The organism is Streptomyces sediminimaris (genome assembly GCF_047049295.1).
GTDB classification, from domain to species: Bacteria; Actinomycetota; Actinomycetes; order Streptomycetales; family Streptomycetaceae; genus Streptomyces; species Streptomyces sediminimaris.
The window spans coordinates 3133504-3152542 of the sequence record NZ_JBJWOT010000001.1; the positions used below are offsets into that span (position 1 = coordinate 3133504).

General features: G+C 69.5%; 16 protein-coding genes. 9 read left to right on the top strand and 7 right to left on the bottom strand.

What is annotated here, in order from left to right; all coding sequences use genetic code 11:
• Positions 1-40: 40 nt before the first annotated feature.
• The 4 genes from ACJ9NR_RS14510 to ACJ9NR_RS14525 form a co-directional block, all read right to left on the bottom strand.
• Positions 41-1330, bottom strand: a complete 1290-nt coding sequence (locus tag ACJ9NR_RS14510) for a citrate synthase (RefSeq protein ID WP_412487975.1) — start codon at positions 1328-1330, stop codon at positions 41-43.
• 251 nt (positions 1331-1581) lie between these two features.
• Positions 1582-3810 carry an SF1B family DNA helicase RecD2 gene (gene recD2 / locus ACJ9NR_RS14515; RefSeq protein ID WP_412487976.1) on the bottom strand — a complete coding sequence of 743 codons (2229 nt, stop codon included), beginning with the start codon at positions 3808-3810 and terminating at the stop codon, positions 1582-1584.
• 29 nt (positions 3811-3839) lie between these two features.
• Complete coding sequence (locus ACJ9NR_RS14520; RefSeq protein WP_412487977.1) at positions 3840-4025, bottom strand: DUF397 domain-containing protein; 186 nt, start codon at positions 4023-4025, stop codon at positions 3840-3842.
• Between the two features lie 8 nt (positions 4026-4033).
• Positions 4034-4870 carry a DUF5753 domain-containing protein gene (locus ACJ9NR_RS14525; RefSeq protein ID WP_412487978.1) on the bottom strand — a complete coding sequence of 279 codons (837 nt, stop codon included), beginning with the start codon at positions 4868-4870 and terminating at the stop codon, positions 4034-4036.
• Positions 4871-5082: 212 nt separating this feature from the next.
• On the opposite strand from ACJ9NR_RS14525, the gene ACJ9NR_RS14530 reads away from it, so the two are divergent.
• The 9 genes from ACJ9NR_RS14530 to ACJ9NR_RS14570 all read left to right on the top strand — a co-directional run bounded on the left by ACJ9NR_RS14530 (position 5083) and on the right by ACJ9NR_RS14570 (position 15824).
• Positions 5083-5520 carry an ATP-binding protein gene (locus ACJ9NR_RS14530; protein ID WP_412487979.1) on the top strand — a complete coding sequence of 146 codons (438 nt, stop codon included), beginning with the start codon at positions 5083-5085 and terminating at the stop codon, positions 5518-5520.
• 494 nt (positions 5521-6014) lie between these two features.
• Complete coding sequence (locus tag ACJ9NR_RS14535) at positions 6015-7838, top strand: reverse transcriptase domain-containing protein (RefSeq protein ID WP_412487980.1); 1824 nt, start codon at positions 6015-6017, stop codon at positions 7836-7838.
• 127 nt (positions 7839-7965) lie between these two features.
• Positions 7966-8874, top strand: a complete 909-nt coding sequence (locus ACJ9NR_RS14540) for an RpnC/YadD family protein (RefSeq protein ID WP_412487981.1) — start codon at positions 7966-7968, stop codon at positions 8872-8874.
• 279 nt (positions 8875-9153) lie between these two features.
• Positions 9154-10206 carry a LacI family DNA-binding transcriptional regulator gene (locus ACJ9NR_RS14545; protein ID WP_412487982.1) on the top strand — a complete coding sequence of 351 codons (1053 nt, stop codon included), beginning with the start codon at positions 9154-9156 and terminating at the stop codon, positions 10204-10206.
• The gene (locus ACJ9NR_RS14550) at positions 10203-11723 is read left to right on the top strand and encodes a sugar ABC transporter ATP-binding protein (protein ID WP_412487983.1); all 1521 of its coding nucleotides are present in this window, start codon (positions 10203-10205) and stop codon (positions 11721-11723) included. The genes ACJ9NR_RS14545 and ACJ9NR_RS14550 overlap by 4 nt, the downstream gene beginning before the upstream one ends.
• A complete protein-coding gene (locus ACJ9NR_RS14555) occupies positions 11713-13662 on the top strand; it encodes an ABC transporter permease/substrate-binding protein (RefSeq protein ID WP_412487984.1) in 1950 nt (649 codons plus the stop codon). The genes ACJ9NR_RS14550 and ACJ9NR_RS14555 overlap by 11 nt, the downstream gene beginning before the upstream one ends.
• Before the next feature lie 88 nt (positions 13663-13750).
• Positions 13751-14653: a ribokinase gene (locus ACJ9NR_RS14560; protein ID WP_412487985.1), complete on the top strand. Its 903-nt coding sequence runs from the start codon at positions 13751-13753 to the stop codon at positions 14651-14653.
• Positions 14650-15039 carry a D-ribose pyranase gene (gene rbsD, locus ACJ9NR_RS14565; RefSeq protein ID WP_412487986.1) on the top strand — a complete coding sequence of 130 codons (390 nt, stop codon included), beginning with the start codon at positions 14650-14652 and terminating at the stop codon, positions 15037-15039. Before ACJ9NR_RS14560 ends, rbsD begins: the two co-directional genes overlap by 4 nt.
• 275 nt (positions 15040-15314) lie before the next feature.
• A complete protein-coding gene (locus ACJ9NR_RS14570; protein ID WP_412487987.1) occupies positions 15315-15824 on the top strand; it encodes a hypothetical protein in 510 nt (169 codons plus the stop codon).
• Here ACJ9NR_RS14570 and ACJ9NR_RS14575 read toward each other — a convergent pair whose 3' ends face one another.
• From ACJ9NR_RS14575 to ACJ9NR_RS14585, 3 genes are read right to left on the bottom strand one after another with little or no spacing between them, the layout of a single operon-like run.
• The gene (locus ACJ9NR_RS14575; RefSeq protein WP_412488831.1) at positions 15825-16637 is read right to left on the bottom strand and encodes a sugar phosphate isomerase/epimerase family protein; all 813 of its coding nucleotides are present in this window, start codon (positions 16635-16637) and stop codon (positions 15825-15827) included. It lies immediately after the preceding gene.
• A gap of 32 nt (positions 16638-16669) precedes the next feature.
• Positions 16670-17821 (bottom strand): dihydrodipicolinate synthase family protein, encoded by a 1152-nt coding sequence (locus ACJ9NR_RS14580; RefSeq protein ID WP_412487988.1) that lies wholly within the window; start codon positions 17819-17821, stop codon positions 16670-16672.
• The gene (locus tag ACJ9NR_RS14585; RefSeq protein ID WP_412487989.1) at positions 17818-18969 is read right to left on the bottom strand and encodes a Gfo/Idh/MocA family protein; all 1152 of its coding nucleotides are present in this window, start codon (positions 18967-18969) and stop codon (positions 17818-17820) included. The genes ACJ9NR_RS14580 and ACJ9NR_RS14585 overlap by 4 nt, the downstream gene beginning before the upstream one ends.
• Between the last annotated feature and the right edge of the window lie 70 nt (positions 18970-19039).

Here is a 19039-nt window from a genome sequence, read left to right on the forward strand (position 1 = left end):
CACAGGGTCACGAAGAGCGCGGCTGAACCACCGGCAGGGGTCAGCGCTCCTCCACCGGTACGAAGTCGCGCTCGACGACGCCCGTGTAGATCTGGCGGGGACGGCCGATGCGGGAGCCGGGCTCCTTGATCATCTCGTGCCACTGGGCGATCCAGCCGGGCAGCCGGCCGAGGGCGAACAGGACCGTGAACATCTCGGTCGGGAAGCCCATGGCGCGGTAGATCAGGCCGGTGTAGAAGTCGACGTTCGGGTAGAGGCTGCGCGAGACGAAGTAGTCGTCGGAGAGCGCGTGCTCCTCCAGCTTCAGCGCGATGTCCAGCAGCTCGTCGGACTTGCCGAGAGCGGAGAGGACGTCGTGCGCCGCCGCCTTGATGATCTTCGCGCGCGGGTCGAAGTTCTTGTAGACCCGGTGGCCGAAGCCCATCAGCCGGACGCCGTCCTCCTTGTTCTTCACCTTGCGGATGAAGGAGTCGACGTCGCCGCCGCCGGCCTGGATGCCCTCGAGCATCTCCAGCACCGACTGGTTGGCACCGCCGTGCAGCGGGCCCCACAGGGCGTTGATGCCGGCCGAGATCGACGCGAACATGTTGGCCTGCGACGAGCCCACCAGGCGCACCGTCGACGTGGAGCAGTTCTGCTCGTGGTCGGCGTGCAGGATGAGGAGCTTGTCGAGGGCGGAGACCACGACCGGGTCGAGGTCGTAGTCCTGGGCCGGGACCGAGAAGGTCATGCGCAGGAAGTTCTCGACGTAGCCGAGGTCGTTGCGCGGGTAGACGAACGGGTGGCCGATCGACTTCTTGTACGCGTACGCCGCGATCGTCGGTAGCTTGGCGAGCAGGCGGATGGTGGAGAGGTTGCGCTGCCGCTCGTCGAAGGGGTTGTGGCTGTCCTGGTAGAACGTGGACAGCGCCGAGACCACCGAGGACAGCATGGCCATCGGGTGGGCGTCGCGCGGGAAGCCCTTGTAGAAGTTCTTGACGTCCTCGTGCAGCAGGGTGTGCTGCGTGATCTCGTTCTTGAACGAGGTGAGCTCGTCGACCGTCGGCAGCTCGCCGTTGATCAGCAGGTAGGCGACCTCCAGGAAGGTGGAGCGCTCCGCCAGCTGCTCGATCGGGTAGCCGCGGTACCGGAGAATGCCCGCCTCGCCGTCGAGGTAGGTGATCGCGGATTTATAGGCGGCGGTGTTGCCGTAACCGCTGTCCAGCGTCACCAGACCGGTCTGGGCGCGGAGCTTCCCGATGTCGAAGCCCTTGTCGCCGACGGTGCTGTCGATCACCGGGTAGGTGTACTCACCGTCGCCGTACCGCAGTACTACAGAGTTGTCGCTCACGTCTTCCCTCACCGACGTAGTGCCTCATCTTCGAGGTTGCCCTGACTGTCTCTACCATCCCCCAATTGGCTCAGGAGAGTGCACTCGGGGTCGACCATCGGGCCTATCGGCGGCACTGAGTGCCGCCAACTTGCCCATCCTGCCCCCTTGATTCCCCATCCGGAAGTGCTCTGTGACCTTCGTGACTCATTTGATCGATCATTTCTCGCGACGGCTGTCCCGTGGAGGCGCCACCGGGGCCGCAAGCGCTCTCACAGGGGCCTGGGAGCGAGCCGGAAGTCGAGTGCCGTACAGCGCCGTCCCGCGGACACCGTGCGCACCGCCTGACCGATCGCCTTGCGCGAGCCGACGAGGACGACCAGCTTCTTGGCCCGGGTGACCGCCGTGTAGAGCAGGTTGCGCTGGAGCATCATCCAGGCGCTCGTGGTGACCGGGATCACCACCGCCGGATATTCACTGCCCTGCGAGCGGTGAATGGTCACCGCGTACGCGTGAGCCAGTTCGTCCAGTTCGTCGAATTCGTACGGAACCTCCTCGTCCTCGTCGGTCAGCACCGTCAGGCGCTGGTCGACCGGGTCGAGCGCGGTGACCACGCCGACGGTGCCGTTGAAGACACCGTTGGTGCCCTTCTCGTAATTGTTGCGAATCTGGGTGACCTTGTCGCCGACGCGGAAGACACGGCCGCCGAACCGCTTCTCGGGAAGGTCGGGCCGGCCAGGGGTGATCGCCTGCTGGAGCAGGCCGTTGAGCGTGCCGGCGCCGGCCGGGCCGCGGTGCATGGGGGCGAGCACCTGGACGTCCCGGCGCGGGTCGAGGCCGAATCTGGCGGGGACACGGCGGGCGGCCACGTCCACGGTGAGCCGCCCGGCCTCCTCGGTGTCGTCCTCGACGAAGAGGAAGAAGTCCTTCATGCCGTCGGTGACCGGGTGGTGGCCGGAGTTGATGCGGTGCGCGTTCGTCACCACACCGGACTGCTGGGCCTGGCGGAAGACGCGGGTGAGGCGCACGGAGGGAATCGGGCTGCCGTCGGCGAGCAGGTCGCGCAGGACCTCGCCGGCGCCGACGCTGGGCAGCTGGTCGACGTCCCCGACGAAGAGCAGGTGGGCGCCCGGCGCCACCGCCTTGACCAGCTTGTTGGCGAGCAGCAGGTCCAGCATGGAGGCCTCGTCGACGACCACCAGGTCGGCCGGGAGGGGGCGGTCCTTGTCGTACGCCGCGTCACCGCCGGGCTTGAGCTCCAGCAGGCGGTGGACGGTGGACGCCTCGGCGCCGGTGAGCTCGGCGAGGCGCTTGGCGGCGCGGCCGGTGGGGGCCGCGAGGACGACCCGCGCCTTCTTGGCGCGGGCCAGCTCCACGACCGAGCGGACGGTGAAGGACTTGCCGCAGCCGGGACCGCCGGTCAGCACGGCGACCTTCTGGGTCAGCGCGAGCTTGACGGCGGCCTCCTGCTCCGGGGCGAGGTCCGCGCCCGTCCGGCCCCTCAGCCAGCTCAGCGCCTTGTCCCAGGCCACGTCGCGGAAGCCCGGCATCAGGTCCTCGCCGGTGCGCAGGAGACGCAGCAACTGGGCGGAGAGGGAGAGTTCGGCGCGGTGGAAGGGGACGAGGTAGACGGCCGTCACCGGGTCGCCGCCGTCCGGGCCGGGCACCTTCTCCCGTACGACTCCGGGGTCCTCGCCCTCCTCGGGCTCCCTCGCGAGCTCGCCGAGGCACTCGATGACCAGGCCGGTGTCGACCTGGAGCAGTTTCACCGCGTCGGCGATCAGCCGCTCCTCGGGGAGGTAGCAGTTGCCCTGGTCGGTGGCCTGCGACAGTGCGTACTGCAGGCCCGCCTTCACGCGCTCCGGGCTGTCGTGCGGGATGCCGACGGACTGGGCGATCTTGTCGGCGGTCAGGAAGCCGATGCCCCACACGTCGGCCGCGAGGCGGTACGGCTGGTTCTTCACCACGGAGATCGAGGCGTCGCCGTACTTCTTGTAGATGCGCACGGCGATGGAGGTGGACACCTCGACCGTCTGGAGGAAGAGCATGACCTCCTTGATCGCCTTCTGCTCCTCCCAGGCGTCGGCGATCTTCTTCGTCCGCTTGGGACCGAGGCCGGGCACCTCGATCAGCCGCTTCGGCTCCTCCTCGATGATCTGCAGCGTGTCCAGGCCGAAGTGCCGGGTGATGCGGTCGGCGAAGACCGGTCCGATGCCCTTGACCAGCCCGGAGCCGAGGTAGCGGCGGATGCCCTGGACGGTGGCGGGCAGCACGGTCGTGTAGTTCTCCACGGTGAACTGCTTGCCGTACTGCGGGTGGGACCCCCAGCGCCCCTCCATCCGCAGGGACTCACCGACCTGCGCACCGAGCAGCGCGCCGACGACCGTGAGGAGATCGCCCGCGCCTCTGCCGGTGTCGACGCGTGCGACGGTGTAGCCGTTCTCCTCGTTGGCGTACGTGATCCGTTCGAGGACCCCCTCGACCACCGCCTGATTGGACATGGTCCGACCGTACCGGTGAGGACTGACGCTCAGCGGAGACGGGCGGATTTCAGGGCTTCGAGGAAGGTGGTGAAGGTGGGGGCGGGGAAGGTGAGGGTGGCTCGGGTGGGGGTCTTCGAGTCGCGGACGGCTATGCGGGTTGGGGCGGTGGCTATCTCTACGCACTCGTTGCCGTCGTCCGGGCCCGAGTAGGACGACTTCCGCCAGATGTCCATGGGGTGCCTCACAGCTCTTTCGCCAGCCGGTTGATGAAGTCGCGCGACCGCTCGGGGGCGAGCGATACGGCTTCCACCTTACGGAAGCGCGTTCGAAAGGCGCCGAGCTGTGAAGCGGAGTCGATCAAGGCCGAGCCGTGGGGCACATCACGGACCACCGTGTCCAGCTTGGGCACGGGACCACCCACGTACGTCATCGTGCTGGCGGCTCGGGAGAAGCCGTCCAGGTCGAAGGGGATGACCCGCACGGTGACATTCTCCGCCTCCGAGAGCTCCAGGAGCTTGCCGAGTTGGGCGCGTGAGGCCGGGCGGTCGCCGACTCTGATCCGTAGGGCCGACTCGTGGATCACCAGCTCGTACGGGATGTTGATCTCCTGACCCGCCATACGATGGCGAACACGCAACTCGAGTTCCTCGTGGGTGAGTTCTGGGACCCTGCCGGAGAAGACCGCTCGGGCGTACTCCTCTGTCTGGAGCAGGCCAGGCACGTACAGGATCGCCACGTCGCGCCGAAACGACGCATGGTGGTTCAGCTCGGAGAGGTCCAGGAACGATGTGGGCAGTTGCCCCCGGTACTCCTCCCACCAACCGCGTGTGCGATCGACGGCCATCGCCGCCAGGGCGTCGACGAACTCCTGTTCCGCACAGGCGTAATGGGACGCCATGCGCCGCACCCGTTGCTCACTCACACCCACGAGCCCGGACTCGATCTGACTGATCTGGACCCGGTTCACCCCGAGCAGGGCCGCCGCCTCGACGGCGGTGAGCGCTGCGGCTTCGCGAAGCCTGCGCAGTTCGACTCCCAGGCGCATCTGGCGTGCGGTTGGTTCACGCCTGAGGACCATCGACTGCTCCTTGGTTCAACACGTCCGGAACTGAGGCTCGTTCGGGGTCAGATTACGCGATCGGCTTGCCTTGGATTACATGAAACCCCTACCGTCAGTGACGCAACGCACACGCTGCGGAAGTGCACCGCTCTGTCCTGCCTGCCCGGTCCCGCCCTGACGGTCGCGGCGATGCCACCGCAAACCCCTCGCCACCTAACCGGAGTTGACGCATGCCCGAAAGCAATACCGAACCTTGGGAGTACTGCCTCTCCATCCCCAACGACCTCCGCGCCGTCACCGTCAGTCGCCGCACCCTCCGGCTGATCCTCACCGCGCACGGACTGATCGGCCTGGTCGACGTCGCCGAACTCCTCGCCACCGAGCTGGTCACCAACGCCGTACGGCACACGAAGGGGCCGGCTGCCCTGCGGGTCCGCTGGGCGCCGCCCGGCACGCTGCGGATCGGGGCGTGGGACGCGGCCCCCGAACCGCCGGAGCCGCCCGTCCCGTTGGAGCGGCTCGGCGAGGCGGAGGAAGGACGGGGACTGGTGCTGGTACGGGCCTGCTCCGACCTGTGGGGCTGGCACCCGCTGTCGAGACACGGCAACCGGGGCAAATACGTGTGGTGCGAGTGCGCCCTGGAGGCGTCTGAATGTATCCCCGGCTGAGCCGGGAGGGATTTGGAGGATATCCCTGGGTCCAATGACTTACCTGAAGTCGAAAGGCGGAGGGGACCGTAGCATGTCAGGAAAGCGGTGACCGGGTCCAGGTATTAGGGACGGTGCGCCGCGAGACCCGCGCGACATGGCGAAAGCTGGATTGCCTGAACCCCAATCTCCAGTCGACTAAAAGACAGGTCCGCCGGAAAGATACCTGATGCCGGCGCCGTTCTCTGCACGGGCTACGTTGCACGGCCCGCGCAACTCCAGGGGACGGGGCGATTCCCAGTGAGGGAATTCAAGGAGATGAATGGGGCGCCTAAATCGCGCTAGAACGTACATTCAGACGAAACAGGGGATCACCTAAAGGGCGCGAGCCCCATGGTGACGGAGTGCCCGTAGTAGTCGCAGGAGTAACGACCTGCCAAGGGGTCCGGGAAAACCGGAAACAGGGCGAAGGGGCACAGGTGATGTGGGATCAACAAGACCGGGAGGTATGCGAAATGCAGAACGCCGAAGCGGTGCTTGAGATCCTCCGTGAACGCGGCAGGCGGAACCTGCCATGCAATGAGCTGTATCGGCAAATGTTCAACCCGCAGTTGTATCTGATGGCCCACGGACGCATCTACTCCAACCAGGGGGCGATGACGCCCGGGGTCTCAGGGGAAACCGCAGACGGCATGTCACTGGACAAGATCGAACGCATCATTGATGCGCTACGTCACGAGCGTTTTCGATTCGAGCCGGTGCAGCGGACCTACATCCCGAAAAAGAACGGGAAGAGGAGACCGCTGGGCCTGCCGTCGTGGACGGACAAACTGGTCGGCGAGGTCATGCGCCTCCTGCTGGAGGCGTACTACGAGCCGCAGTTCTCCGACCGGTCCCACGGCTTCCGTCCCGACCGAGGCTGCCACTCGGCACTACGCGAAGTGGCAGTGGTGTGGACAGGGACAACCTGGTTCATCGAGGGGGACATCTCCCAGTGCTTCGACTCGCTTGACCATCAGGTGATGCTCGACACCCTGGGTGAAAGAATCCACGACAACCGGTTCCTGCGGCTCGTGCAGAACATGCTCCGAGCCGGATACCTAGAGGACTGGAAATGGAATGCCACACTCAGTGGCACACCGCAAGGTGGGGTTCTCTCACCCATCCTGTCCAATATCTACCTGCACAAGCTGGACACCTTCGTCGAAACAATCCTCATGCCGGAATGCACCCGTGGAAAGCTCAGGGCGAGGAACCTTGAGTACCGCGAGGTCGAAGCGGCTATCCAGCGGGCACGCAGGCGCGGAGACCGCGCCGAAGTGCGCGCCCTGCGCAAGCGGCAGCACAGCCTCCCGAGCCAGGATATGTCCGACCCGGGATACCGCCGCCTACGCTATGTGAGATACGCCGACGACACCCTAATCGGGTTCACCGGACCGAAGGCTGAAGCCGAGGAAATCAAACAGCGCCTGACTCAGTTCCTGCGAGACGATCTCAAGCTGGAACTTTCACAGGAGAAAACGCTGATCACCCACGCCGGAACCGGCAGGGCGAGATTCCTCGGATACGAGATCACGATCCACAAGAACGACAGCAGGGCAGAACGGAGATCAGGCCGCAGGCGCAAGCGTCGGTCGGTCAACGGCACCGTTGAACTGCGCGTCCCGAAGGACGTGATCAAGGCAAAATGCGCCCCGTACCTGAAACGCGGAAAACCCGCGCGGCAGACCTCGATGCTCAACTACGACGACTACACCATCGTCAGCATCTACGGCGCCAGGTACCGCGGAATCGTTCAGTACTACCTGCTCGCCGGTGACGTCTTCCGACTGAACCGGTTGCACTGGGTCATGCAGTCCTCGCTGCTGTGCTCCCTGGCGAACAAGCATCGCTCGACCATGTCGAAGATGGCCCGCAAGTACAAGGTCACCATCGACACCCCGGCCGGGCCTCGCAAGTGTCTCCAGGCCGGCATCACCCGTGCCCCGAGCAGGAAACCGCTGATCGCACAGTTCGGTGGCATTCCACTCAAACGGCAGAAGTCCGCAGTCCTGAAGGACCGCGACCCTGCCCACAGTCCCCCTCGTCGGCGCGAGTTGACCAGGCGGCTGCTGGCAGGCTTCTGCGAACTCTGCGGACAGACCGAGAAAATCCAGGTCCACCAGATCCGCAAGCTCGCAGACCTCGACCGGCTCGGGCAGGAACAACCCAACTGGGCAGCCCTCATGGCCAGGAAACGACGCAAGACACTCGTGGTCTGCTCAACCTGCCACGACGGCATCCATGTTGGACGCGAAACCGCAGCTCACGGCAGTCACTGGAGAGCCCGTTGCGATTAACGTCGCACGACGGGTTCGGGAGGAGGTCGCTGGGAAAAGGGGCAGCTCCGCTGCCACCTCGCCCGGCGGCCCACCTCACACTTGCGGCGGCGTAGCTCGTTGATCAGCGCGATGGAAAGGAGAGCTGATGGTCGGCTCGTCGCATGAGGCGTTGCACCGGATCTTCCAGAAGGATCCGGCGCTGCTGACGAAGGCGTTACAGAAGGTGCTGCACGTGCCCTTCCCCGAACCGCGGGAGATCGCCGCACTGAACGTGGACGTCACCGAGATCGAACCGGTCGAGCGCCGCGTGGACACCCTGTTGCGGGCGGAGACGGACGAGGGTACGTATCTGCTGGTGGTGGAGTCGCAGGGGAACGTGGACGAGCGCAAGCGGGGCAGTTGGCCGTACTACCTCTCCTACTTGTACGAGAAGTACCGCTGCGAACCGGTGCTCATCGTCATCACCCAGAGCAGCAGGACGGCGAAGTGGGCGTCCCGGCCGATCCGTTTCGGCTTCCGGGACTGGCACTCGCTGACGGTGCGGCCCCTGGTGCTCGGCCCGGACAACGTGCCCGTGATCGCGAACGAGCGGCAGGCCGAGAAGGACGTACCCCTTGCGGTGCTCTCGGCCATGACACACGGCCGTGGACCGCAGGCTCCGGCCATACTGGAATCCTTGGCCGCCGCCCTGCGGACCATCGACGCGGACAGCGCCGCTGTCTTCGTGCAGTTCGTCGACTCCTGCCTGGCCGACCCCCAGGCGAAGCAGATGTGGAGGGACCTGATGACGGCGATCCAGTACTTCTGGCGACACCCCCTCGCGGAACAGGTACGCGCAGAAGGCAGGGAGCAAGGCCTGGAGCAAGGCCTGGAGCAAGGCCGGATTCAGGACCGCCAGGAGATGACCCTGCGCATCCTGGAGTGGCGCGGCATCCCGGTGCCCGACCCCGTCCGTGAGCGCGTGATGGCCTGCACGGACCTGACGCAGCTGGAGGAGTGGGCCCAGCGCGCCGTACGCGCCACGAACGCGGCGGAGTTGTTCGGCGAGGAGTGAGCAACCTGAGGTGCGATGTCGCGCGGCCGCCCACCCGGCATCGTCCGTGAGGCCGTGGACCGGTCGGTCGCGCCGCGGGCGCCTGCCCCACCCGGCCCGTCCGACCCGCTGACCGGAGGCGTGGACGCCGGCGCCACCTCCCCCGTGACGAGATGGCCCGCCGCCCCCCGGCACGTTCATCACGATCCGGTATCAGGGGCTTGCACCATGGCTGTGTAATCGATTCCAATCCTCCGTGACGCGTCGTTGTAAACGATTCCACAAGGAGGTGGGGCGTCGATGGCGAGCATCAAGGACGTCGCCGCCGAGGCGGGCGTGTCCGTCGCGACGGTCTCGCGGGTCCTCAACGGCCACCCGTCGGTGAGCGCGACGGCACGCACGCGCGTGCTGGCCGCCGTCGAGGCGCTGGACTACCGCCCGAACGCCGTCGCCCGTTCGCTGCGCACCGACCAGACCCACACCCTCGGCCTGGTCATCAGCGACGTGATGAACCCCTACTTCACCGAACTGGCCCGCTCCGTCGAGGAGGAGGCCCGCGCACTCGGCTACAGCGTCATCATCGGCAACGCCGACGAGCGGCCCGAACTGCAGGACCATCACGTACGGACGCTGCTCGACCGGCGGATCGACGGTCTGCTCGTCTCCCCCACCGACGGCGGTTCCCCGCTCATGCTGGACGCCGCGCGCGCGGGGACGCCGATGGTCTTCGTCGACCGGTGGATCCCCGGCGTCGACGTACCGGTGGTGCGCTCGGACGGGCGGGCCGCCGTGCGGGACCTCGTCGCGCATCTGCACCGGCTCGGCCACCGGCGGCTCGCGATCATCGCGGGCCCGGCCGCCACCACGACCGGACGGGAGCGGGTCGACGCCTTCCGGGAGGCGCTCGGCGCCCACGGCCTCGCCCTGCCCGACGCCTACATCGGGCAGGGCGACTTCCAGGCCGAGAGCGGGCGGCGGGTCACCGAGGGCTTCCTCGACCTGCCACAGCCGCCCGAGGCCGTCTTCGCCGCCGACAACCTGATGGCGCTCGGCGCGCTGGACGCGATCCGCGCGCGCGGGCTGCGGGTGCCGCACGACATGGCGCTGGCCGCCTTCGACGACATCCCCTGGTTCGTGCACACCGATCCGCCGATCACCGCCGTCGCCCAGCCCACGGGCGAACTGGGCCGGGCCGCCGTACGGGCCCTGGTCGACCGCATCGAGGGGCGGACCCCGCGGTCCGTCACCCTCCCCGCCCGCCTCGTCGTACGCCGCTCCTGCGGCGAGGTCCCCGCCGAGAAGCCCGCCGACGATCCCGCCGAGAACCCCGCATGGAACAGGAGCCAGTCGTGAGCGACGCGGACGAGTTGCTGCGCATCGAGGGCATACGCAAGAGCTTCCCCGGAGTGGTCGCGCTCGACGGCGTCGACTTCGACCTGCGCCGCGGCGAGGTGCACGTGCTCCTCGGCGAGAACGGCGCGGGCAAGAGCACGCTGATCAAGATGCTGTCCGGCGCCTACCACCCCGACGAGGGCCGTGTCCTGGTGGACGGCGAGGAGGTGAACATCCGCGGGGCGCAGGACGCCGAGCGGCTGGGCATCGCCACCATCTACCAGGAGTTCAACCTCGTCCCCGATCTCACGGTCGCCGAGAACATCTTCCTGGGGCGGCAGCCGCGCCGCTTCGGGATGATCGACCGCAAGACGATGGAGGCCGATGCCGAGGTCCTGCTCAAGCGGGTCGGCGTGAACGTCTCGCCCCGCGCTCGGGTGCGCGAACTGGGCATCGCGCGGCTGCAGATGGTCGAGATCGCGAAGGCGCTCAGCCTGGACGCGCGCGTGCTGATCATGGACGAGCCGACCGCCGTGCTCACCTCCGAGGAGGTCGACCGACTCTTCGCGATCGTGCGCACGCTGTGCGAGGACGGCGTGGGCGTCGTCTTCATCACCCACCACCTGGACGAGATCGCCGCCCTGGGCGACCGGGTCACGGTCCTCCGGGACGGCAGGTCCGTCGGGCAGGTGCCCGCCGCCACCCCCGAGGACGAACTCGTACGCCTCATGGTCGGGCGCTCGATCGAGCAGCAGTACCCGCGTGAGCAGCCCGAGAAGGGCGCCGCGCTGCTCACCGTCGAGGGCCTGACCCGCGACGGCGTCTTCCACGACGTCAGCTTCGAGGTGCACGCCGGCGAGGTGGTCGGCATCGCGGGGCTCGTCGGGGCGGGCCGTACGGAGGTCGTCCGGGCCGTGTTCGGCGCCGACCCCTACGACAGGGGGGCGGTGAAGGTCTCCGGGGCCGCGGTGCGGCGCGGCGACGTCAACGCCGCGATGGCGGCCGGCATCGGGCTGGTGCCCGAGGACCGCAAGGGCCAGGGACTGGTGCTGGACGCGTCCGTCGAGGAGAACCTCGGGCTCGTCACCCTGCGGGCCGCCACGCGCGCGGGGCTCGTCGACCGCGCCGCCCAGCGCGGGGCGGCCGAGCGGATCGCGAAGCAGCTCGGGGTGCGGATGGCCGGGCTCGGCCAGCACGTGCGAACGCTGTCCGGCGGCAACCAGCAGAAGGTCGTCATCGGTAAATGGCTCCTCGCCGAGACCAAGGTGCTGATCCTCGACGAGCCGACGCGCGGCATCGACGTCGGCGCCAAGGTCGAGATCTACCAGCTCGTCAACGACCTCACCGCCCAGGGTGCGGCCGTGCTCATGATCTCCAGCGATCTGCCCGAGGTGCTCGGCATGAGCGACCGGGTGCTGGTGATGGCCCAGGGCCGGATCGCGGGCGAACTCGCGGCCGGTGAGGCCACGCAGGACGCCGTGATGGCACTCGCCGTAAGCAACCCCACGACCGGAACGGAGGCCAGCCGTGGCCACTGACACGCTCAAGAGCACAGCGGGCGCCGGCGGCGCCACCAGCGGCCTGCGCCGCCTGCTGCTCGACAACGGCGCGCTCACCGCGCTGATCGTCCTGCTCATCGCCCTGTCCGCGCTGTCCGGGGACTTCCTGACGACGGACAACCTGCTCAACGTGGGTGTGCAGGCGGCCGTGACCGCCGTCCTCGCCTTCGGCGTGACCTTCGTGATCGTCTCGGCGGGCATCGACCTGTCGGTCGGCTCGGTGGCGGCCCTGTCGGCCACCGTCCTCGCCTGGAGCGCCACCTCGCACGGCGTACCGGTCGTCCCGGCCGTCGTGCTGTCCGTGGTCACCGGCGTCGCGGCCGGTCTCGTCAACGGCTTCCTGATCGCCTACGGCAAGCTGCCGCCGTTCATCGCGACGCTCGCCATGCTGTCGGTGGCCCGCGGTCTGTCGCTGGTGATCTCCGAGGGCTCCCCGATCCCCTTCCCCGGCTCGGTCTCCCACCTCGGCGACACGCTCGGCGGCTGGCTGCCCGTGCCGGTGCTGGTCATGATCGTGATGGGGCTGATCGCGGCCTTCGTGCTCAGCCGCACCTACATCGGCCGTTCCATGTACGCGATCGGCGGCAACGAGGAGGCGGCCCGCCTCTCCGGCCTGCGCGTGAAGAGGCAGAAGCTCGCCATCTACGCCTTCTCCGGGCTGTTCGCCGCGGTCGCGGGCATCGTGCTCGCCGCCCGGCTGTCCTCCGCGCAGCCGCAGGCCGCCGACGGCTACGAGCTGGACGCGATCGCCGCGGTCGTCATCGGCGGCGCCTCCCTGGCGGGCGGCACCGGAAAGGCGTCCGGCACGCTGATCGGCGCGCTGATCCTGGCGGTGCTGCGCAACGGCCTCAACCTCCTCAACGTCTCCGCCTTCTGGCAGCAGGTCGTCATCGGCGTCGTCATCGCGCTGGCGGTGCTGCTGGACACGCTACGGCGCAGGGCCGGGGCGGCACCGGTGGCCGCGGGCGCGGGCGGCGGCGGCAAGGGCAGGCAGGCGGGGACCTACGCGCTCGCGGCGGTCGTCACCGTGGCGCTGGTGGGCGCGACCTCCTTCCTGCACGGCGGCTCGAACTCCGCCACACCGCGGATGGGTCTGTCGCTGTCCACCCTCAACAACCCCTTCTTCGTGCAGATCCGGGCGGGCGCCCGGGCCGAGGCGGAGAAGCTGGGCGTGGACCTGACCGTGACCGACGCCCAGAACGACGCCTCCCGGCAGGCCAACCAGCTGCAGAACTTCACCAGCTCCGGCCTCGGCGCGATCATCGTCAACCCGGTGGACTCGGACGCGGCCGGCAACTCCGTGAAGGCCGCCGACAAGGCGGGGATCCCGGTCATCGCGGTCGACCGCGGCGTCAACAAGGCGGCCGTGGACGCCCTGGTGGCCTCCGACAACGTCAAGGGCGGCGAGCTGGCGGCGAGGACGATCGCCGAGAAGCTGGGCGGCCGGGGCAGGATCGTCATCCTGCAGGGCCAGGCGGGCACCTCCGCGGCCCGTGAGCGCGCGGCGGGCTTCGCGGCCGGTCTCAAGGCCTACCCGGGCCTGAAGGTCGTCGCCCAGCAGCCGGCCGACTTCGACCGCACCAAGGGCCTCGACGTGATGTCGAACCTGCTCCAGGCCCATCCGGACGTCCAGGGCGTCATCGCCGCCAACGACGAGATGGCCCTCGGCGCGATCAAGGCACTCGGCTCCAAGGCCGGGAAGTCGGTCCAGGTCGTCGGATTCGACGGCACCCCGGACGGGCTCAGGGCGGTCGAAGGGGGCACGCTGTACGCGTCCGTGGCACAGCAGCCCTCACAGCTGGGCAGGATCGCCGTGGACAACGCGCTCAGGGCCCTGCAGGGCAAGAAGGTCGAGGAGACGGTGAAGGTGCCGGTGAAGGTCGTCACGAAGCAGAACGTGGCCGGCTTCAGCGGCTGACGACGGGGAACGGGCGGGCGGCCGGGGGAAACCGCCCGCCCCGGGTGATCTCTCAGGGAGTCGTGTCGATGTACGGGGAGTCCTTCTGATGTACGACTACGACCTGCTGGTCGTGGGGTCGGCCAACGCCGACCTGGTGATCGGAGTCGAGCGCCGGCCGGATGCCGGCGAGACCGTGCTCGGCTCCGACCTGGCCGTCCACCCGGGCGGCAAGGGCGCCAACCAGGCGGTCGCGGCCGCCCGGCTCGGGGCCCGTACGGCCCTGCTGGCCCGGGTCGGCGACGACGCCTACGGCAGGCTGCTGCTCGACTCCCAGCGCGCGGCGGGCGTCGACACGGTGGGCGTGCTGGTGGGCGGGGCGCCGACGGGCGTCGCGCTGATCACCGTCGACCCCTCGGGGGACAACAGCATCGTGGTGTCGCCGGGCGCGAACGGCAGGCTCACGCCGACCGACGTCCGTGCCGCCGCGTGCCTGTTCCATGCCTCGCGCGTGGTCTCGACGCAGCTGGAGATCCCGCCGGAGACGGTCGTCGAGGTCGTCCGCGGCCTCTCGCCCGACAGCCGTTTCGTGCTGAACCCCTCCCCGCCGCGGCCCCTGCCGCCGGAGGTGCTCGCGGCCTGCGACCCGCTGATCGTCAACGAGCACGAGGCGAAGGTGGTCCTGGGCGATGCCTGCGTGTCGGACCGCCCGGAGGACTGGGCCCGGCTGCTGCTGGCCAAGGGGCCGCGGTCGGTCGTGGTCACCCTGGGTGCCGGGGGAGCGCTGGCGGCCGACGCGCGCGGCGTCGCGCGGGTGCCGTCGGTGGAGGTCGACGCGGTGGACACCACGGGAGCGGGCGACGCGTTCACGGCGGCGCTGGCCTACCGGCTCGGGACGGGCGCGACGCTGGCACAGGCGGCCGGCTACGCGGCCCGCGTCGGCGCCGCCGCCGTCACCAGGCAGGGCGCGCAGGAGTCCTTCCCGACGGCCGAGGAGGTCGACGCGCTGTGAAGAAGGCGGGAATCCTGAACCGTCACCTGGCCGGCGCGCTGGCCGAACTGGGCCACGGCGACGGCGTCCTGGTGTGTGATGCGGGCATGCCGATACCGCGGGGCCCGAGAGTGGTCGACCTCGCCTTCCGCGCCGGGGTGCCGTCCTTCGCGGAGGTGCTGGACGGGCTGCTGGCCGAGCTGGTGGTGGAGGGCGCCACGGCGGCGCAGGAGGTACGGGACGCCAACCCCGGGGCCGCCGCCCTGCTGCAGGGCGAGTTCCCCGAGCTGGAGCTGGTCCCGCACGAGCGGCTGAAGGAGCTGTCGGCGGGGGCGCGGCTGGCGGTGCGCACCGGCGAGGCACGGCCGTACGCGAATGTGCTGCTGAGGTGCGGGGTGTTCTTCTAGCCGCGGTCAGCGCGGATCCGGCCGCGGTCGGCGCGGGCGAAATTCGAGGGGGCCCGGTCCGCAGACAGGGCCCCCTCGGCTTTTCCCCTCCAACGTCAGAATCCCCGCGATCCCCCCAGATCCCCCTCCAGAAGTCCTGACGCCAAGTACGACACGCTGGGCGGCCAAAGGGTTGCACGGTCCGCGCGACTTTGTTTTCGCCGCCGTCCTGCCCCTGTCCTCCGCTGCCCTCCGCGCCTTGTCCTCCGCGCCGCGCGCCCGTCAGACTTGCGGCCATGCAGCACACCGGATCCGACGATCGCGCACGCGAACTGCGCGAGGGCCTGTACCGCAGGGCTCTCCAGGCGTTCGGAGAGGGCCGGCTGGTCGTGTACGGCCTGCGCACACCATGGCAGACGCCCTGCGCGCTCGGCGAGTGGCACGAGGTCGACGGCGTCTGGCAGTCCGCCATGCTCGTCTACGGGCCGTGGGACACCCGCCGGGACCACATCCGCGTCACCACCTGGCGCGAACTGCCCGGACAGGACGGGCGCCCCGAGACCCCGGCGGACCTCGCCACCGCCCCCGCCCAGGACGTCGAGGCCCGGGTCAGCGGCCACACCGTCCCGGCCGTGCTCCGTCGCCGGGACGGCGTCTGGCACCTGGAGACGGCCGTCGCCGACCACCGGATCCAGGTGAGCGGACGGGGAGCGATGGGCGACACGACCCTGGAGTCCGTCGCCGACATCACCCCCCTCGTCGAGGCCCGGCGAACCGCATTGGCAAGGCGCCGGGCACAGGACTGATCAGTCCCCGGAAGGACTGATCACGTGGTCCACGAAGCTGCGTGCCGTCTCGGTCAGCACCTCGCGTCCGTCCCGTGCCCACAGGCCGTCGTTGAACAGTTCCACCTCGATGGGGCCGGTGTAGCCGGCGGCCTCCACGTATCCCTTCCACTCCCGCATGTCGATCGAGCCGTCGCCGAGCTGCCCGCGGCCGTTGAGCACGCCCGCGGGCAGCGGGGTGGTCCAGTCGGCGAGCTGGAAGGTGTGGATACGGCGGCCGGCGCCCGCGCGGGCGATCTGTGCGGGCGCCTGGTCGTCCCACCAGATGTGGTACGTGTCGACGGTGACGCCGACCTGGCGGGCCGGGAAGCGCTCGGCGAGGTCGAGGGCCTGGGTGAGGGTGGAGACCACGCAGCGGTCGGCGGCGTACATCGGGTGCAGCGGTTCGATGGCCAGGCGGACGCCGTGCCGCTCGGCGTAGGGGCCGAGCTCTCCGAGCGCGTCGGCGATGCGTTCCCGGGCGCCGTGCAGGTCCTTGGAGCCGGCGGGCAGGCCGCCGGAGACCAGGACCAGCACCTCGGTGCCGAGCGCGGCCGCCTCGTCGACCGCCCGCCGGTTGTCGGCCAGCGCCGCGACCCGCTCGGCCGGGTCGATCGCGGTGAAGAAGCCGCCGCGGCAGAGGGTGGTGACGCCCACGCCCGCGTCGCGGAGCAGTTTCGCCGTCGCCTCCACGCCGTACGACTGGACCGGCTCGCGCCACAGGCCGACGTTGCCGATGCCCAACGCGCAGCAGGCGTCGGCCAGTTCGGGCAGTGACAGCTGCTTCACCGTCATCTGGTTGATCGAGAAGCGGGAGAGGTCGTCGGTCACTGGTCCACTCCGTACAGGGCGAGCAGGGTCTTCATCCGCTCCTCCGCCAGCTTCGGGTCCGGGAACAGGCCCAGGCCGTCGGCGAGTTCGTAGGCGCGGGCGAGGTGCGGCAGCGAGCGGGCCGACTGCAGGCCGCCGACCATGGTGAAGTGCGACTGGTGACCGGCCAGCCAGGCCAGGAGGACCACGCCCGTCTTGTAGAAGCGGGTGGGGGCCTGGAACAGGTGGCGCGACAACTCGACCGTGGGATCGAGCAGTTCACGGAAGCCGGCGTCGTTCCCGGTGTCCAGGACGCGGACCGCCTGTGCCGCCAGCGGGCCCAGCGGGTCGAAGATGCCGAGCAGGGCGTGGCTGAAGCCCCGCTCGTCGCCGGCGATCAGCTCGGGGTAGTGGAAGTCGTCGCCCGTGTAGCAGCGCACGCCCTGCGGGAGCCGGCGGCGGATGCCGATCTCCCGCCCGGCGTCCAGCAGGGAGACCTTGACGCCCTCCACCTTGTCGGGGTGGGCCGCGATGGCCTCCAGGAACGTGTCGGTCGCCGCGTTCAGGTCGCTCGATCCCCAGTAGCCCTCCAGCGCCGGGTCGAACATCGGGCCGAGCCAGTGCAGGATCACCGGCTCGGCGGCCTGGCGCAGCAGGTGGCCGTAGACCTCCAGGTAGTCCTCGGGGCCGGACGCGGCGGCCGCCAGCGCGCGGGAGGCCATCAGGACCGCCCGGGCGCCGCAGGATTCCACGAGGGAGAGCTGCTCCTCGTAGGCCGCGCGGACCTCGGCGAGGGACCCGGCGGTGATCTGGTCGGTGCCGACGCCGCAGGCGATGCGGCCGCCGACCGACCTGGCCTCGGCGGCGCTGCGGCGGATCAGCTCGGCCGCGCCCGCCCAGTCCAGCCCCATCCCGCGCTGTGCGGTGTCCATGGCCTCGGCGACGCCGAGCCCGTGGGACCACAGGTGGCGGCGGAAGGCGAGGGTGGCGTCCCAGTCGACGGCCGCCGGGGAGTCGGGGGTGGTGTCGGCGAACGGGTCGGCGACGACGTGCGCCGCCGAGAAGACCGTACGGGAGGTGAAGGGGGCGCCGGGATTGACGGCGAACGGCTCGGGGCGGGGTTCGTAGGTCCGCAACCCGCCCGCGGGGTCCGGGAGTCGGATGGTCACAGCGAGATCTCCGGTACGTCGAGGCGGACGCCCTCCGCCGAGGACCTCAGGCCGAGTTCGGCGAGCTGCACGCCGCGGGCGCCGGCGAGCAGGTCCCAGTGGTAGGGGGCGTCGGCGTACACGTGCCGGAGGAACAGCTCCCACTGGGCCTTGAAGCCGTTGTCGAACTCCTCGTTGTCGGGGATCTCCTGCCACTGCTCGCGGAAGGAGTACGCGGCCGGGATGTCGGGGTTCCACACCGGCTTGGGGGTCGTGCTGCGGTGCTGGACACGGCAGTTGCGCAGGCCCGCGACGGCCGAGCCCTCGGTGCCGTCGACCTGGAACTCGACGAGTTCGTCGCGGTTGACGCGCACCGCCCAGGAGGAGTTGATCTGGGCGACGGCGCCGCCGTCGAGTTCGAAGACGCCGTAGGCGGCGTCGTCGGCCGTGGCGTCGTAGGGCTTGGCGTCCTCGTCCCAGCGCTGCGGGATGTGGGTGGTGGCGAGCGCCTGGACGGACTTCACCCGGCCGAACAGCTCGTGCAGGACGTACTCCCAGTGCGGGAACATGTCGACGACGATGCCGCCGCCGTCCTCGGCGCGGTAGTTCCAGGAGGGGCGCTGGGAGGACTGCCAGTCGCCCTCGAAGACCCAGTAGCCGAACTCGCCGCGGACGGACAGGATCCGGCCGAAGAAGCCGCCGTCGATGAGGCGCTTGAGCTTCCGCAGGCCCGGCAGGAACAGCTTGTCCTGGACGACGCCGTGCTTGACGCCCCCGGCGTGCGCGAGCCGGGCGAGTGCGAGGGCGCCGTCCAGGCCGGTGGCGGTGGGCTTCTCGGTGTAGATGTGCTTGCCCGCCGCGATCGCCCTGCCGATGGCCTCCTCGCGGGCCGAGGTCACCTGGGCGTCGAAGTAGACCTCCACGGACGGGTCGGCGAGGACGGCGTCCAGGTCGGTCGAGAAGTGCTCCAGTCCGTGCCGCTCGGCGAGCGCGCGCAGGGCGTGCTCGCGGCGGCCGACGAGGACCGGTTCCGGCCACAGCACCTCGCCGTCCCCGAGGTCCAGGCCGCCCTGTTCGCGGATGGCCAGGATGGAGCGGACCAGGTGCTGGCGGTAGCCCATGCGTCCGGTCACGCCGTTCATGGCGATGCGCACCGTCTTGCGTGTCACGTCATTCCCTTCGCAGGCGTCGTACTCAGCGTCGTACCCGGGTGCTGCGCGCCGCGATGGCTCTCCTGAT

What these genes read in the sequence shown, in the direction of transcription:
- recD2 (WP_412487976.1), bottom strand. Translation starts at nt 3,810, where the DNA reads ATGTCCAATCAGGCGGTGGTCGAGGGGGTCCTCGAACGGATCACGTAC.
- ACJ9NR_RS14520 (WP_412487977.1), bottom strand. Translation starts at nt 4,025, where the DNA reads ATGGACATCTGGCGGAAGTCGTCCTACTCGGGCCCGGACGACGGCAAC.
- ACJ9NR_RS14525 (WP_412487978.1), bottom strand. Translation starts at nt 4,870, where the DNA reads ATGGTCCTCAGGCGTGAACCAACCGCACGCCAGATGCGCCTGGGAGTC.
- ACJ9NR_RS14530 (WP_412487979.1), top strand. Translation starts at nt 5,083, where the DNA reads ATGCCCGAAAGCAATACCGAACCTTGGGAGTACTGCCTCTCCATCCCC.
- ACJ9NR_RS14535 (WP_412487980.1), top strand. Translation starts at nt 6,015, where the DNA reads ATGCAGAACGCCGAAGCGGTGCTTGAGATCCTCCGTGAACGCGGCAGG.
- ACJ9NR_RS14540 (WP_412487981.1), top strand. Translation starts at nt 7,966, where the DNA reads ATGGTCGGCTCGTCGCATGAGGCGTTGCACCGGATCTTCCAGAAGGAT.
- ACJ9NR_RS14545 (WP_412487982.1), top strand. Translation starts at nt 9,154, where the DNA reads ATGGCGAGCATCAAGGACGTCGCCGCCGAGGCGGGCGTGTCCGTCGCG.
- ACJ9NR_RS14560 (WP_412487985.1), top strand. Translation starts at nt 13,751, where the DNA reads ATGTACGACTACGACCTGCTGGTCGTGGGGTCGGCCAACGCCGACCTG.
- ACJ9NR_RS14570 (WP_412487987.1), top strand. Translation starts at nt 15,315, where the DNA reads ATGCAGCACACCGGATCCGACGATCGCGCACGCGAACTGCGCGAGGGC.
- ACJ9NR_RS14575 (WP_412488831.1), bottom strand. Translation starts at nt 16,637, where the DNA reads ATGACGGTGAAGCAGCTGTCACTGCCCGAACTGGCCGACGCCTGCTGC.